Consider the following 15779-nt stretch of genomic DNA (forward strand, 5'->3'; position numbering starts at 1 on the left):
GCCTCTGTTCTATCCGTATGCGGGCCGGTCGTACCGGCTCAGCCCTGTGCCTTGCAGACCTCGGCGACGATGCTGCCGTCGAGGTTCGGGATGCAGGGGTCGAAGGTGAAGACGACGAGGGTGCCGAGCAGGATCATGAATCCGGCGACGACCCACAGGCTGGTGACGAGCACCTTCCGCACCTTCGCGTTGGTGACGTAGTCGTTGACGATCGTTCGCATGCCGTTGGTGCCGTGGATGAACGCGAGCCACAGCATCAGCACGTCCCAGACCTGCCAGAACGGGTTCGCGAACTTGCCCGCCACGAAGGCGAAGTCGAGCGCCGAGATGCCGTCGCCGACCATCAGGTTGACGAAGAGGTGGCCGAAGATGAGCACGATCAGCAGCACGCCCGAGACGCGCATGAAGACCCAGCCCCACTTCTCGAGGTTCGGTCCCTTCTTGCGGACGGCGGCCTTGCCCTGCGGGGTGCGGGGCGCGACGAGGGTGTCGGCGGTCATCAGTGCTCGCCTCCCATGTGCGAGAAGACGTTCGGAAGGTGGCGGGCGGAGAACCCGACGAGCGTGACGGCCCAGACGGCGAGGACGCCCCACCACAGCTGACGCTGGTGGCGCGTGGCCCACGGCCACAGGTCGACCGCGATGATGCGGAGCCCGTTGAACGCGTGGTACACGATGGCGGCGACCAGCGCGACCTCGCCGAGACCCATGATCGGGTTCTTGTACGTGCCGATGACTGCGTTGTATGCGTCGGGGGAGACCCGGATGAGGGCCGTGTCGAGCACATGCACGAGCAGGAAGAAGAAGATGGCGATGCCGGTGATGCGGTGCAGCACCCACGACCACATGCCCTCGTTGCCGCGGTACAGCGTGCCGCGCGGGGTCTTGGACGTGGTCTCAGCTACCGACGGCGTGACGCGTGCTGGTGCAGACACGGTCGTCCTCCCTTGGGTGAGATGGGTCGCGCTGCGCGGCGAGGTCACGGCATCCCGAGGGAATGTCGCCCATCGTCGCAAGCGGGCGCAGCGTCCATCCTAAGCGGCCCTGAAGGTGCCGGGCGAGGAAGGGGAGCCTTAGAACATATTGGTCACGGGCGCGGCCTCGGCCGACCGTCGTCGTCATGCGTCCGGAACGGGCGCGTCACGAGCGGCCGGTAGGGTTCGGAGCATGGCCGAACACATCGAGGACTTCTACGCCGTGATCCCCGCCGGAGGCGTCGGTTCGCGGCTGTGGCCGCTCTCACGGGCGGATGCGCCGAAGTTCCTCCACGACCTCACCGGCTCGGGGCATTCGTTGCTGCGCGACACCTGGAATCGGCTCGAGCCCCTCGCCGGTCCCGACCGCATCGCCGTCGTCACCGGGCGCGCCCACCGTGCCGCGGTCGAGGCGCAACTGCCGGGCATCCCCGACAAGAACGTCATCCTCGAGTCCGAGCCGCGGGACTCGGCCGCGGCGATCGGTCTCGCAGCGGCGATCCTGCACCGCCGGCATCCCGACGTCGTCATCGGCTCCTTCGCGGCCGACCACGTCATCCGCGGATCCCGCGTCTTCGAGTTCGCGGTGCGCGACGCCGTCGAAGTCGCCCGCGAGGGGTACATCTGCACGATCGGCATCCAGCCCTCCGAGCCCGCCGTGGGCTTCGGCTACATCAAGAGGGGCGGCGAGTTGATCGTCGACGGCGCCCGGGATGCCTCGCTGGTCGAGCGGTTCGTCGAGAAGCCCGACCTCGAGACCGCCAAGACCTACGTCGCCGACCGCTCCTACCTCTGGAACGCGGGCATGTTCATCTCCCGCGCCGACGTGCTGCTCGCCGAGATCGAGGCCAACAACCCCGCCCTGCACGCCGGGCTCATCGAGCTGGCGGAGGCCTGGGACGACCGCGACCGACGCGGGCCCGCCGTCGACCGGATCTGGCCCACGCTCGAGAAGATCGCCATCGACTACGTCGTCGCCGAGCCCGCCGCCGAGAAGGGCCGGCTCGCCGTCGTGCCGGGCCACTTCGACTGGGACGACGTCGGCGACTTCGCGAGTCTCGCGAAGCTCAACTCCGGCGGCCGCACCGACCTGGCCATCCTCGGCCAGAACGCACGCGTGCTGTCGGACCGGGCCAGCGGCATCGTGGTGTCGCAGACGAGCCGGGTCATCAGCATCATCGGCGTGAAGGACATCGTCGTCGTCGACACCGACGACGCGTTGCTCGTCACCACCGCCGAGCACGCCCAGCGCGTCAAGAGCGTCGTCGACGCCCTGAAGGTCACCGGTCGCGGTGACGTCCTCTGATCGGCGTCATCCGGGGTTCGCAATTGTGCAGGATGCCGCTCCCGTGACGGGATGATTGCGGCTTTGTAACCATTCCGGCGTACGGCCTGATCACGCTGCGTCCTCGGCGTCACAGTAGGTAACTTCAGTTGAGCCGCCGCGAAGTCCGCGGCGCCTTCAATGTGGAGGCTGCATTGACTCTCTCGACCCCCAAGAAGCTCGTCGGCATCTCCGCCGCAGCGGGCCTTCTCGTCGCCCTCGCCGGATGTGGGACCGCACCCGAAGCCACCCCCTCCGGCAGCGCCGGCGCTGAGCCCGGCGGAGCCGTCGACGGCTTCCTGCCCTGCATGGTGTCCGACTTCGGCGGCTTCGACGACAAGTCGTTCAACCAGCTCGGTTTCGAGGGCCTGCAGAAGGCCTCCGAGGCGCTCGGCGTCAAGCCGATCACGGTCCAGTCCGACAGCGAGACCGACTTCGCCCCCAACCTGCAGAACCTGGTCGACCAGAACTGCACCATGATCATCACGGTCGGCTTCGCCCTGGCATCCGCCGCGGGCGAGTCCGCGAAGGCCAACCCCGACATCGAGTACGTCTCGATCGACGACCCGGTGGACAACGACTTCGACGGCAAGACCGACGCCCCGAACATCAAGCCGCTGCTGTTCGACACCTCGCAGGCTGCCTTCCTCGCCGGCTACGCCGCCGCGTCGTACTCGGAGGCCGACAAGGTCGGCACCTTCGGCGGCCAGCCCTACCCGACCGTCACGGTCTTCATGGACGGCTTCCGTCAGGGCGTCGAGTACTGGAACGAGCAGAAGGGCGAGAACGTCGAGGTTCTCGGCTGGGACGGCAAGGACGGTGTCTTCACCGGTGGCTTCACCGCCAACCAGGACGCCATCAACGCCGCCCAGGGTCTCGTCGACCAGGGCGTGGACGTGCTGCTGCCCGTCGGCGGCCCGATCTACCAGTCCGCGGCATCCGTCGTCCGTGACTCCGGCCGCGACATCGCCCTCATCGGTGTCGACGCGGACGTCTACGAGACCGACCCGAGCGTCGCCGAGCTGCTGCTGACCTCGATCCGCAAGCTGATCGACGTCGGTGTCGAGGACGCCGTCACCGCCGCGGGCAAGGGCGAGTTCGACGCCGCCCCGTTCATCGGAACGCTCGAGAACGACGGTGTCGGCCTCGCGCCGTTCCACGACTTCGAGTCGAAGGTCTCGTCCGACCTGCAGGGTGAGCTCGACACGATCAAGGCGGGCATCGTGGACGGGTCGATCACGGTCGACTCCTACCTCGCCCAGTAATCCCCTTCGGACGTGGGGGGCCGGAATTCCGGCCCCCCACGTTCTTTGCGTCCGGTGCGCTCTGCGCGCCCCTCTCTTAGGATCGGCTCTATGAAGCTCGAGCTCCGCGGTATCACCAAGCGGTTCGGATCACTCGTCGCCAACGACCACATCGACCTCGTCGTCCAGCCCGGTGAGATCCACTGTCTCCTCGGTGAGAACGGCGCCGGCAAGTCGACGCTGATGAACGTCCTCTACGGCCTGTACCAGGCCGACGAGGGGGCGATCCTCCTCGACGACCAGGTGCAGAACTTCACCGGCCCCGGCGATGCGATGCACGCCGGCATCGGCATGGTGCACCAGCACTTCATGCTCATCCCCGTCTTCACCGTCGCCGAGAACGTCATGCTCGGCCACGAGTCCACCAAGGCAGGTGGGTTCCTCGACCTGGCCGCTGCGCGCGAGAAGGTCCGCGAGATCTCCGCACGATTCGGGTTCGACGTCGATCCCGACGCTCTCGTCGAAGACCTGCCCGTCGGCGTGCAGCAGCGCGTCGAGATCATCAAGGCGCTGTCCCGCGACGCGCGCGTCCTCGTCTTCGACGAGCCGACCGCCGTCCTCACGCCGCAGGAGACCGATGAGCTCATCGCGATCATGCGTCAGCTGAAGGATGCCGGCACCTCGATCGTCTTCATCACCCACAAGCTCCGCGAGGTCCGCGAGGTCGCGGACCGCATCACGGTCATCCGCCTGGGCAAGGTCGTCGGCGAGGCCTCCCCGACCGCGTCCAACGCCGAGCTCGCCTCGTTGATGGTCGGCCGCGCCGTCGAGCTGACCGTGCAGAAGGAGGCGCCGAAGCTCAACGACGCCGCTCTCGTCGTCGAGAACCTCACGGTCGTCGATCCGTTCGGCCACGTCGTCGTCAGCGACGTCAGCTTCACCGTCCGCGGTGGTGAGGTCCTCGCCATCGCCGGCGTGCAGGGCAACGGTCAGACCGAGCTCACCGAGGCGCTCCTCGGCCTCCAGCCGCAGACGCGCGGCTCGATCTCCCTCAACGGCACGGAGCTCGTCGGACGCAGCGTCCGCCGCATCCTCGACGAGGGCGTCGGTTTTGTCCCCGAGGACCGCACTGAGGACGGCCTCGTGGGTGCGTTCACGATCGCCGAGAACCTCATGCTCGACCGGGCCGACGGCGAGCCGTTCGTCCGCGGCGGCGCCGTCCAGCGCGGAGTGCTCGAGGCGTTCGCGCAGGAGAAGTTCGCCGAGTTCGACGTGCGGGCGCCCGGCATCCACACCCCGGTCGGCCGTCTCTCGGGCGGCAACCAGCAGAAGGTCGTCCTCGCCCGCGAGCTCAGCCGCGACCTGTCGCTCTTCGTCGCCGCCCAGCCCACCCGCGGTGTCGACGTCGGGTCGATCGAATTCATCCACAAGCGGATCGTCGACACGCGGGATGCCGGGGTGCCGGTCATCGTCGTCTCGACCGAGCTCGATGAGGTCACCGCCCTCGCCGACCGCATCATGGTCATGTACCGCGGACGCATCGTCGGGATCGTCCCGGGAGACACGGAACGTGAGGTCCTCGGCCTCATGATGGCGGGCGAGAGCGCCCCCGGAGAGGGGGTCGCGGCGTGAGCGTCGCCACCGAACCCGCGCGCACCGACGCGCCTCAGCCGTCCAAGTGGCACACGATGCTCCTGCAGATCACGCAGGGCAGCGCGATCATCTCGGTCCTGGCCGTCGTCCTCGCCCTCATCGCCGGCGGCATCATGATCGCGGCGACCGACGACGGCGTCCAGGCGGCATCCGGCTACTTCTTCGCCCGCCCGGGTGACACGTTCGTCGCCATCTGGCAGGCGGTGTCGGGAGCGTACGGCGCCCTCTTCCAGGGCTCGATCTTCAACTTCGGTGCGCCGACCTTCGCCCGCGCGATCCGTCCGCTCACCGAGACGCTCACCTTCGCCACGCCGCTCATCGCGGCCGGCCTCGGCGTCGCGCTCGCGTTCCGGATCGGCATGTTCAACATCGGCGGTCGCGGTCAGATGCTGATGGCGTCGGCCGCCGCCGGGTGGGTCGCGTTCGGCCTGGATCTGCCGCCCGTCATCCACATGCTGGTGGCGCTGCTGGCCGGCATCATGGCGGGCTCGCTCTGGGCGGGCATCGCCGGGTTCCTCAAGGCCCGCACCGGTGCCCACGAGGTGATCGTCACGATCATGCTCAACTACGTCGCGTTCTACCTCGTGTCGTGGATGCTGCGCACGCCGGGCCTGCTGCAGGCACCGGGCTCCAGCAACCCGAAGACGCCCGCGATGAAGGAGACGGCGATCCTGCCGGACCTCCTCGGGCCGCAGTTCAATCTGCACCTCGGGTTCATCCTCGTCATCATCGCCACGGTCGTCGTCTGGTGGATCCTCAACCGCTCGAGCCTCGGCTTCCAGTTCCGGGCCGTGGGGGAGAACCCCGCCGCCGCGCGCGTCGCGGGCATCAGCGTGCCGCGCATGTACGTCTACGGCATGCTCCTCGCCGGTGGTCTCGTGGGCCTCGCCGGCGTGAATCAGGTGCTCGGCACCGTGACGACGGGCTTCTCGTCCGACATCGACGCGGGCATCGGCTTCGACGCCATCACCGTCGCCCTGCTCGGACGGTCGACCCCGTGGGGCACGTTCGCCGCCGGCATCCTCTTCGGCGCCTTCAAGGCGGGCGGATTCTCGATGCAGGCCGCCGAGCAGGTGCCGATCGAGATCGTGACCGTCGTCCAGGCGCTCATCGTCCTCTTCATCGCGGCGCCGCCGCTCGTCCGCACGATCTTCGGCCTGCCCTCGCCCGAGCGCGACCGGCGCCGCGCCGAGAAGGCGCGCCGCAAGGAGCTCAAGGCGCAGTCCGACAAGTCGCAGGAGGTGGCCGCGTGAGCGCCCCCGTGGTTCAGACCTCGACGGCCGACGTGCTGCCCGAGACCACCATCATCCGCAGCTGGAAGGCTCCGATCGCCCTCGCGGTGTTCACGGTCCTCTACGCGCTGCTCGTGCTCGTCGCCGCCCGCGGCGGTGAGAGCACCTTCCGCCTGTCGACCCAGACCGACGTGATCAAGCTGGCCGATCTGGTGGTCCCGGTCGGCGCGACGACCATCGGCATCCTGGTGCTGCTGGTCCTGCTCACCGCCGGGTCGGCGTACCTCGTCCGCAGTTCGGGACGCTCGCCGCTGTGGGTCACAGTCGCGTACGTCCTCCTCGTGGTCGTGGGGTTCCTGACCTGGGCCGCAGCCGGCGCCGCGATCCCCGTCGTGGGTCTGCTGGCGGGCTCCCTCACCCTCGCAGTGCCGCTCATCTACGGCGCGCTCGGCGGCGTCATCGGCGAGCGGGTGGGCGTCGTCAACATCGCGATCGAGGGTCAGCTGCTCGCGGGCGCCTTCACGGCAGCCGTCGTCAGCACCGTCACCGGCCAGCCCCTGTTGGGTCTCGTGGCGGCGATGGTCGCCGGTGTGCTCGTGGCGGCGATCCTCGCCGTGTTCGCGATCCGCTACCTCGTCGACCAGGTGATCGTCGGTGTCGTGCTCAACGTCCTCGTCACGGGCCTGACGAGCTTCCTGTTCTCGCAGGTGCTCCAGCCCAATGCGGCGACGCTCAACCAGCCGCCGCGATTCGACCGCATCCCGATCCCGCTGCTGAGCGACATCCCCGTCCTCGGACCGGTGCTGTTCCGCCAGACGATCATCGTGTACGTCATGTACATCGTCGTCGCCGCGGTGTTCTTCGGCATGTTCCGCACCCGGTGGGGACTGCGACTGCGTGCCGTCGGCGAGCACCCGCAGGCCGCCGACACGGTCGGCATCAAGGTCAACGCGACCCGGTTCTGGAACGTGCTGCTCGCCGGCGCGATCGCGGGCCTCGGCGGCACGGTCTTCACGATCGGCAACGGCATCGCCTTCAACAAGGAGATGACCGCCGGCGCCGGCTTCATCGCGCTCGCCGCCGTCATCTTCGGCCAGTGGAACCCCATCCGCGCCACCCTCGCCGCGCTGCTGTTCGGCTTCGCGTCGAACCTGCAGAACACGCTCAGCGTGATCGGCGCGCCCGTGCCCAGCGAATTCATGCTGATGGTGCCCTACGTCGTGACGATCTTCGTTGTGGCCGGTGTCGTCGGCAAGTCGCGGGCACCTGCCGCGTCGGGCAAGCCCTACATCAAGGGCTGACCGGGATGCCGCGAGCCGCGGCATCCGCCAGAACTACGAAGGAAGAGTCGTGACCGACATCGATTGGGACGAGCTGCGTTCGGCAGCCGTCGAGGCCATGGAGAAGGCGTACGCGCCGTACTCCCGTTACCGCGTGGGCGCTGCGGCGCTCGTGAGCGACGGACGGATCGTGACCGGCTGCAACGTCGAGAACGCGTCGTACGGCGTCGGCCTGTGCGCCGAGTGCGGCCTGGTCGGGAACCTGCACATGACCGGCGGCGGCGAGCTCGTGGCGTTCGTCTGCGTCAACAACGACGGCGAGACGATCATGCCGTGCGGACGGTGCCGACAGCTGCTCAACGAGTTCGCGATCCCCGGGATGCTGCTCGAGACCGTGTCGGGAATCCGCACGATCGACGAGGTCCTGCCCGACGCCTTCGGTCCGCGCGATCTGGAGGCCGCCCGATGAGCGGGGTCGAGGCGTTCGACGCCGTCGACGTCATCCGCATCAAGCGCGACGGGGGAGCGGTCCCCGAGGACGCCCTGCGCTGGATGATCGACGCGTACACGCGCGAATACGTCGCGGACTCGCAGATGGCTGCCTTCGCCATGTCGGTGCTGCTGAACGGCATGAGCCGCGACGAGATCCGCGTGATGACCGACGCGATGATCGCCTCCGGTGAGCGGATGAGCTTCGCCGGTCTCGGCAAGCCGACCGTCGACAAGCACTCCACCGGCGGTGTCGGCGACAAGATCACCCTGCCGCTGGCCCCCCTCGTCGCCTCGTTCGGTGTCGCGGTGCCGCAGCTCTCGGGCCGCGGCCTCGGCCACACCGGCGGTACGCTCGACAAGCTCGAGGCCATCCCCGGCTGGCGAGCAGCCCTCAGCAACGACGAGATGATCGCGCAGATGCAGGGCGTCGGCGCCGTCATCTGCGCGGCCGGATCGGGGCTCGCCCCCGCCGACAAGCGCCTGTACGCGCTGCGCGACGTCACGGGGACGGTCGAGGCGATCCCGCTCATCGCCTCGAGCATCATGTCCAAGAAGATCGCCGAGGGCACCGACTCGCTCGTCCTGGACGTGAAGTTCGGCTCCGGCGCGTTCATGCAGGACGTCGACAAGGCGCGCGAGCTCGCCCGCACGATGGTCGCGCTCGGCACCGACTCGGGTGTCGCCACGACGGCCCTCCTGACCGACATGAACACGCCGCTCGGCCTCGCCATCGGCAACGCGAACGAGGTCCGCGAATCGGTCGAGGTGCTCGCCGGCGGCGGCCCCGCCGACATCGTCGAACTCACCGTGGCCCTCGCCCGCGAGATGCTCGCCCTCGCCGGTCAGCCCGATGCCGACGTCGAGGCTGCTCTGAAGGACGGACGCGCCATGGATTCCTGGCGCCGCATGATCCGAGCGCAGGACGGCGACCCGGATGCCGCGCTCCCGTCCGCGCGCGAGACGCACACCGTCACCGCGACCGAGTCCGGCGTGATCACGCGGCTCGAGGCCCTGCCGTTCGGGATCGCCGCGTGGCGCCTCGGGGCGGGCCGGGCACGTGCGCAGGACCCCGTCATCCACGCCGCTGGCATCGACCTGCACGTGAAGCCGGGCGACGCCGTGACGGCCGGACAGCCGCTGTTCACCCTGCTGGCCGACGATGAGAACCGCTTCGCGCGGGCCACCGAGGCGCTCGAGGGCGCCTGGGAGATCGGTGCCGAGGCACCGGCATCCACTCCGCTCGTCCTCGAGCGCATCACCGCCTGACCCCCTCACGACAGGACTGCACCCATGGCCATCGACCAGCACGGCGACGCGAAGCTCGAGGGCGTCTCGATCCGCTCGCTCCCCAAGGTCTCGCTGCACGACCACCTCGACGGCGCGCTGCGCCCGCAGACGATCATCGAGATCGCCGACGAGGTCGGCGTCGAGGTTCCCGAGGCGGCCGCCGACGACCTCGCCGATTGGTTCGAGGACCAGTCCGACAGCGGCTCGCTCGTCGAGTACCTGAAGACCTTCGATCTCACGATCGCCGTGATGCAGACCCGCGACGGCCTGCGCCGTGTCGCGAAGGAGTTCGTCGAGGATCTCGCCGCCGACGGCGTGATCTACGGCGAGGTCCGCTGGGCTCCCGAGCAGCACCTGCAGGGCGGTCTGAGCCTCGACGAGGTCGTGGAGGCCGTGCAGGAGGGCATCGAAGAGGGTGAGGACGCCGTCGAGGCGTCGGGCCGCGACATCCGGGTCGGCCAGCTCATCAGCGCGATGCGCCACACCGACCGGTCGCTCGAGATCGCCGAGCTCGCCGTCCGCCACCGCGGGCGTGGCGCGGTCGGGTTCGACATCGCCGGTCCCGAGGCCGGGTTCCCGCCGTCGAACCTGCGCCCGGCGTTCGACTACCTGGCATCCGCCTTCTTCCCGGCCACGGTCCACGCGGGTGAGGCAGCAGGTCTGGACTCGATCCGCTCGGCCCTCATCGACGGCCGCGCCCTGCGCCTCGGACACGGCGTGCGCATCGCCGAGGACCTCGACGTCGTCGAGCAGAAGGGCGAGGAGGTGCAGGTGCGCTTCGGCGACCTCGCCCGCTGGGTGCGCGACCGCGAGATCCCGCTGGAGCTCTCGCCGTCGTCGAACCTGCAGACCGGCGCGATCGCCGCGTGGGGGACGCAGCTCGAAGACCACCCCTTCGACCTGCTCTACCAGCTCGGGTTCGCCGTCACGGTGAACGTCGACAACCGCACGATGAGCCGCACGTCGCTCACGCGCGAACTCTCGCTGCTCGCCGACGCGTTCGAGTACACGCTCGAGGACCTCGAGGCGTTCCAGCTGAACGCGGCCGCGGCCGCCTTCCTCACGATCGAGGAGCGCGAGGAACTCATCGAGCTCATCGGTGAGGGCTTCTCGGCCTGACGGCTCTCGAGGTCCCGATCGGGCCGGGTATGGCGCCCTCATACCCGGCCTGATCGGGACCTCGTCCTTCCTCCCCAGGGGGAGCCGAGCGGCACTTGTCCGCGGGCTGCGGAGAGCGGTGCTGACGGGGTTCGGCGAGGCGGCACCCTGCGGGGATGCGCAGACCCCGACCCCTTCCCGATCACCTCAGCGACCGCGCGTTCAGCGTCCGCGACGCCCGGGATGCCGGCGAGTCCGCGGGGCGGCTGGATGCAGGGGACCTCGCGATCCCGTATCCGGGTGTCCGCGTGCCCGTGGGCCGCGATCTCGACTCGATCGAGTCCCGAGCTCGCCAGTTCGCGGAACGGATGCGGCCGTGGCAGTTCTTCAGCCACAGCACGGCGCTCGCTCTGCACGGCGTCCCGCTTCCGTCCGACCGGGCATCGCAGCGCCTCCACGTCGCCGCACACCGCCCGGATCGGGAGCCGCGCGTGTCGGGCGTCGTGGGGCACCGGCTCGGGCCGGGCGCGTCGGACGTGCGCACCGTCGGCGGCTTGCGGGTCGAATCGCCGGCGAGCGCCTGGCGGCACGTCGCGTCGTGGTGGACCCACGAGGATCTTGTCGTCGCGGGCGACTTCCTCGTAGGACGGTCGGGGCTGCTCACGCTCGATGACCTCGCAGCAGAGGTCGCGCGGAGGCCGGGGCGCGGGCAGAACGTTCTGACGGCGGCGCTCGCCGACGTACGGGTGGGGGCCGAGTCGCCGACCGAGACGCGGCTGCGGCTCGTCCTCTGCGCCGCCGGGCTTCCCGAGCCGAGCCTCAACCTCGTCCTCCGCGCATCGGACGGCCGGTTCGTCGCCCGGCTGGACATGGCCTACGAGAGCTGGAGGGTCGCGGTCGAGTACGACGGACGTCAGCACGCCGAGGACCGGGCGCAGTTCGAGCGCGACGCCGACCGCTGGCACGACATCCGCGCGCAGGGGTGGCACCTCGTCCGCATCCTCCGTCACCATCTGCGGGGTGACGGACAGCCCGCCATCCGTATGGTCGCCGCCGCGCTGCGAGAGACCGGCTGGGCGCCATGACGAGCGAGGTCCCACTCCGGCCGGGAATGGCGTGCGGCTACCCGGCCGGAGTGGGACCTCGGCGGCGCTCAGAGGCGGGGGAGGATCTCCGCGACGGATGCCGTGATCTCGGCCGTCATGTCGGCGTCGTCGATCGCGGGGGTGCCGTCACCGGCCTGGGGGCCGTAGTCCCCGAAGGAGGCGTGCGCGGCTCCCGCGATCTCCACGAACGCGGCGTCGGCGGGCAGCATCCCGTGGGCGTCCTGGATCTTCTCGGGCGTCGACAGGCCGTCCTCCGCGCCGGAGATGCTCAGCACCGGCAGGCCGGTATCCGACAGGTCGTTCGCGCAGTACGAGCCGAAGAGGACGAGCCCGTCGGCATCCGGTGCGAGCTGGCACGCGCGCACGCCGCCCAGGGAGTGGCCGCCCACGAGCCAGGCCTCGACACCCGGTGCGGCGGACGTGAAGTCCGACAACGGCCGCGGGTCGAAGAACGCGAGGTTCAGCCAGGGGCGGGTGATGACGACCGTCATCCCCTCCTCGGCGACGAGCCCCGACAGCTTCGCCTCGTAGGCCTCGGCCTGGACCTTCGCTCCCGGGATGAAGACGAGGCCGACCGTGCTCCCACCGGACGCGGGCGACATCACGACGTTCCCGCCGGTGTCGGAGACGACGATCCGGTCGTCCTCGCGCACCGATGCGAGCGGGGCCGCCTCGGCATCCATCACCCCGACCTGGCTCCAGACCACGATGCCCACGACGCCGGCGACGAGCAGCCCCGCCAGCGACAGCGCGACGATCGTGATGACGCGCCGTGCGCGCGACCGGGGCCGCTTCGCCGCGCTCACGCGCGGTAGACGCCGAGCTCGGTCTGCCGCTGCGCGACCTGCTCGTGCACGCGCGCGAAGAGCGGATGCTCCGCGTCGAGGCCCGTGACGGAGGTGGTGAAGGCCGCGGCATCCTCGGTCCGGATGCGCTCCTGCAACTCGACCGCTTGCGGATCCGCGGCGTCCTCGAAGCGCAGAGCGGCGGCGATCGCGGCGACGAGACCGTCCACCGGGAGTCCGCGCTCGGCGGCAGCAGCTGCCGGTCCGATGAAACGTTCGTGGCGCGAGAGCTTGCGCAGCGGCTGCCGGCCGACGCGCTGGACGGTGTCGGGGAGCGCCTCGTTCGAGAACCGGTCGAGAATGGTCGCGCGGTAGTCGGCCAGTTCGCCGGCATCGAGGCCGTGGGCGGCCGACAGGAAGGCGGACGTCTCCTCGAGGGCCCGCTCGACCTTGGTGCGGATGCCGGGGTCGGCGAGGGCGTCCGAGATGCGTGTGATCCCGGCGACGTACCCGAAGTAGGCGGTCGCAGCGTGGCCGGTGTTGACCGTGAAGAGCTTCCGCTCGATGTAGGGCGCGAGGTCGTCGACGAAGTGCGCGCCGGGGATGTTCGGCAGGTCGTCGCCGAAGGGACCGCGCTCGATCGCCCACTCGAAGAACGGCTCGACGGTGACATCGACGCCGGCGCCCTCGGGCTGGCCCGGGACGATGCGGTCGACCGCGGTGTTCGCGAAGACCGCGCGGGCCTGGAGGTCGCCCCAGGCATCGCCGGCGAGCTTCTCGATCTCGGCGCGGAGGGTGTCGGTCGCGCCGATCGCGTTCTCGCACGCCATGACCTGTAGGGGCTTCGCGTCCGCCGCTCGACGGGCGAGCCCTTCGAGGATGTGCGGCGCGACGAAGGGCAGGATGTTGGGCCCGACCGCCGTCGTCACGACGTCCGCCGTCGCGATCTCGTCGGCGACCGCGTCGGGGTCGGCCCGGCTGTCGAGGGCGCGGAAACCGGTGACCGTCTTGTCGCCGCCGCCCGGTCCGACCTCGTGGACGGTGTAGGCGGATGCCGCGTTGATGGTCTCGACGAGGGTGGGGGCGACGTCGGAGAAGACGAGGTCGTACCCGCCCTCGTGCAGGAGCAGTCCGACGAAGCCGCGGCCGATGTTGCCGGCGCCGAAGTGGACGGCTTTCATGCGTTGTTCACCGTCGCGAGCAGCTGGTACAGCTCCTCGGGCGTCTGCGCGGCCTTGAGCTTCGCGACCTCCTCGTCCTCGGAGAACAGGAGGGCGATCTGCGACAAGATCTCGAGGTGCTCGTCGCCCTTGCCGGCGATGCCGACGACGAACGACACGTGTTCGCCGCCCCAGTCGACGCCTCCGTCGTAGCGGACGAAGGACAGTGCGGAGTCGAGGATCGCCTCCTTGGTCTCGTTCGTTCCGTGGGGGATGGCGAGTTCGTTGCCCATGTAGGTCGACACTGCGACCTCGCGCTGCTGCATGGCGTCGAAGTAGGCGCCGGTGACGGCGCCGGCGGCCTCGAGGATGTCGGCCGCCTCCTTCATCGCCTGCTCTTGGCTGACGGAGCCGGAGTGGATGCGGATCTGACCGAGGGTGAGGACGTCGCGAGCCATGACTTTCTCCTTCTGGGGACTGTGTGTGGGAAAAAAGCGCTGCGGGGCCGGGACCATTGTCTCCGACCCCGCAGCGGACCGCATCAGGCGTCGCCGCGCTGGCGGCGCACCATTTCCACAACCTCGTCGTACTTCGGCGAGTTCATGAAGTTGTCGACCGAGACGTGCACGGAGCCGGGGGTGACCCCGCGGGCACGATCGGTCAACTGCGCCTGGGTGATGACCAGGTCGGCGGACGGGTCGAGGTTGGCGATCGCCTTGTTGGTGACCGTGACGCCCTCGACGCCCGCCTTCTTGAACTTGTTGCGCAGGACGCTCGCACCCATCGCGGACGACCCCATGCCGGCGTCGCACGCGAACACGATGTTCGAGATCTCGCGGTCGGCGACGGCCGTGCCGGTGGCAGCGGATGCCGCGACCGCGGCGTCGTTCGTCGCTGCCGGTGCGTTCGCCGAACCGCGCAGCCCCGACAGGGCCTCGGACGACTTGCCCTTGTTCGCCTCGGTCCGAGAAACCGCCGCGGAGAAGGAGTCCGTGCCGAGTTCGGCGGCGGCGAGATCACGCTTGCGGGAGGCCCGCAGAATGATCGCAGCGACGACGAAGGTGACCGTCGCAGACAGGATCACCGAGAGAATCACGCCTACGTAGCTGTCGTTCGCCGTCTGGAGCAGCACGGCGATGATGCTTCCCGGTGCCGCCGGTGCACGCAGGCCGGCTCCGAACAGCATGTTGGTGGTGACACCGGTCATGCCACCCGCGATGAGCGCGAGGATGAGGGTCGGCTTCATGAGCGCGTAGGGGAAGTAGACCTCGTGAATACCGCCGAAGAACTGGATGACGGCGGCGCCCGGGGCGGACGCGCGCGCCGCACCGATCCCGAAGAAGGTGAACGCCAGCAGAAGTCCGAGTCCGGGGCCGGGGTTCGCCTCGAGCAGGAAGAGGATCGACTTCCCCGACTCGTCGGCCTGTGCGATGCCCAGCGGCGTGAGGACGCCGTGGTTGATGGCGTTGTTGAGGAAGAACACCTTCGCAGGCTCGATGAGGATGCTCGTCAACGGCAGCAGGTTCGAGTCGACGAGGAAGTTGACCGCGCTCGAGAGCACGGTCATGATGCCGTTCACGAGCCAGGCGATCGGGTAGAACCCGACGACCGCCATCACAAAGCCCCAGATACCGGCGGAGAACATGTTCACGAGCATCTCGAAGCCCGCACGGACCTTGCCCTCCCAGAGGGCGTCGAGCTTCTTCATGGTCCATGCGGCCAGCGGTCCGAGGATCATCGCGCCGATGAACATGTGGACCTGGCCGAGGGTGGAGGCATCCGGGTTGGCTGCGAGGAGCGCATCGTTGAAGTTCTTGACGATGAGGTCGGAGCCGGCGATCGCACCCATGGTCGCGATGGCGCCCACCACACCACCACGCTGCTTGTAGATCATGTATCCGCCGGTGTAGGCGATGATCAGCGGCAACAGGTAGTGGATGAACGGGTCGACGATGGTCGCCAGGTCGGCGTTCGGAGTCCATCCGACGGGGATGAAGAAGGCGGTGATGATGCCCCACGCGATGAGTGCGGGGATGTTCGGCATGATCATGCCGGAGAGGAAGGTCCCGAATCGCTGGACGGCGACGCGAGCTCCTCCCCGGGGCTGTGCCGGAGACGTCGTTGTCATTGCTGGTTCTCCTTTGG

Annotated in this window: 15 protein-coding genes; 9 read left to right on the forward strand and 6 right to left on the reverse strand. The window is 69.2% G+C overall.

What is annotated here, in order from left to right:
• Positions 1–38: 38 nt before the first annotated feature.
• Both sdhD and sdhC read right to left on the reverse strand, forming a co-directional pair.
• Positions 39–500 (reverse strand): succinate dehydrogenase, hydrophobic membrane anchor protein, encoded by a 462-nt coding sequence (gene sdhD / locus AYL44_RS00660; protein ID WP_064001351.1) that lies wholly within the window; start codon positions 498–500, stop codon positions 39–41.
• The gene (gene sdhC, locus AYL44_RS00665) at positions 500–934 is read right to left on the reverse strand and encodes a succinate dehydrogenase, cytochrome b556 subunit (protein ID WP_082886046.1); all 435 of its coding nucleotides are present in this window, start codon (positions 932–934) and stop codon (positions 500–502) included. Before sdhC ends, sdhD begins: the two co-directional genes overlap by 1 nt.
• Positions 935–1166: 232 nt before the next feature.
• Between sdhC and AYL44_RS00670 the strand changes: the two genes are divergently transcribed.
• The 9 genes from AYL44_RS00670 (at position 1167) to AYL44_RS00710 (ending at position 11668) form a co-directional block, all read left to right on the forward strand.
• Entirely contained in the window at positions 1167–2279 is a 1113-nt protein-coding gene (locus AYL44_RS00670) for a mannose-1-phosphate guanylyltransferase (protein ID WP_064001353.1), read from the forward strand.
• A gap of 173 nt (positions 2280–2452) precedes the next feature.
• Complete coding sequence (locus AYL44_RS00675) at positions 2453–3562, forward strand: BMP family lipoprotein (protein WP_064001354.1); 1110 nt, start codon at positions 2453–2455, stop codon at positions 3560–3562.
• Positions 3563–3652: 90 nt separating this feature from the next.
• Positions 3653–5173, forward strand: a complete 1521-nt coding sequence (locus AYL44_RS00680) for an ABC transporter ATP-binding protein (protein WP_064001355.1) — start codon at positions 3653–3655, stop codon at positions 5171–5173.
• 56 nt (positions 5174–5229) lie between these two features.
• Positions 5230–6447 carry an ABC transporter permease gene (locus AYL44_RS00685; RefSeq protein ID WP_064002402.1) on the forward strand — a complete coding sequence of 406 codons (1218 nt, stop codon included), beginning with the start codon at positions 5230–5232 and terminating at the stop codon, positions 6445–6447.
• A complete protein-coding gene (locus AYL44_RS00690; protein ID WP_082886047.1) occupies positions 6444–7727 on the forward strand; it encodes an ABC transporter permease in 1284 nt (427 codons plus the stop codon). Before AYL44_RS00685 ends, AYL44_RS00690 begins: the two co-directional genes overlap by 4 nt.
• A 49-nt stretch (positions 7728–7776) precedes the next feature.
• Positions 7777–8175: a cytidine deaminase gene (locus tag AYL44_RS00695; RefSeq protein ID WP_018188778.1), complete on the forward strand. Its 399-nt coding sequence runs from the start codon at positions 7777–7779 to the stop codon at positions 8173–8175.
• Positions 8172–9464 (forward strand): thymidine phosphorylase, encoded by a 1293-nt coding sequence (locus AYL44_RS00700; RefSeq protein ID WP_064001356.1) that lies wholly within the window; start codon positions 8172–8174, stop codon positions 9462–9464. Before AYL44_RS00695 ends, AYL44_RS00700 begins: the two co-directional genes overlap by 4 nt.
• 24 nt (positions 9465–9488) lie before the next feature.
• On the forward strand, positions 9489–10604 hold the full coding sequence (locus AYL44_RS00705; protein ID WP_064001357.1) for an adenosine deaminase: 1116 nt from the start codon (positions 9489–9491) through the stop codon (positions 10602–10604).
• Positions 10605–10759: 155 nt separating this feature from the next.
• The gene (locus AYL44_RS00710; protein ID WP_064001358.1) at positions 10760–11668 is read left to right on the forward strand and encodes a DUF559 domain-containing protein; all 909 of its coding nucleotides are present in this window, start codon (positions 10760–10762) and stop codon (positions 11666–11668) included.
• A 68-nt stretch (positions 11669–11736) separates the two neighbouring features.
• Here the strand turns inward: AYL44_RS00710 and AYL44_RS00715 are convergent, their stop codons facing one another.
• From AYL44_RS00715 to AYL44_RS00730, 4 genes are all read right to left on the reverse strand, one after another.
• A complete protein-coding gene (locus AYL44_RS00715) occupies positions 11737–12495 on the reverse strand; it encodes an alpha/beta hydrolase (RefSeq protein WP_064001359.1) in 759 nt (252 codons plus the stop codon).
• Positions 12492–13655, reverse strand: a complete 1164-nt coding sequence (locus tag AYL44_RS00720; RefSeq protein ID WP_064001360.1) for a mannitol-1-phosphate 5-dehydrogenase — start codon at positions 13653–13655, stop codon at positions 12492–12494. The genes AYL44_RS00715 and AYL44_RS00720 overlap by 4 nt, the downstream gene beginning before the upstream one ends.
• Entirely contained in the window at positions 13652–14092 is a 441-nt protein-coding gene (locus AYL44_RS00725; RefSeq protein ID WP_064001361.1) for a PTS sugar transporter subunit IIA, read from the reverse strand. Before AYL44_RS00725 ends, AYL44_RS00720 begins: the two co-directional genes overlap by 4 nt.
• A gap of 83 nt (positions 14093–14175) precedes the next feature.
• A complete protein-coding gene (locus AYL44_RS00730; protein ID WP_064001362.1) occupies positions 14176–15762 on the reverse strand; it encodes a PTS mannitol transporter subunit IICB in 1587 nt (528 codons plus the stop codon).
• Between the last annotated feature and the right edge of the window lie 17 nt (positions 15763–15779).

Source organism: Microbacterium oleivorans (genome assembly GCF_001644225.1).
GTDB classification, from domain to species: Bacteria; Actinomycetota; Actinomycetes; order Actinomycetales; family Microbacteriaceae; genus Microbacterium; species Microbacterium gawkjiense.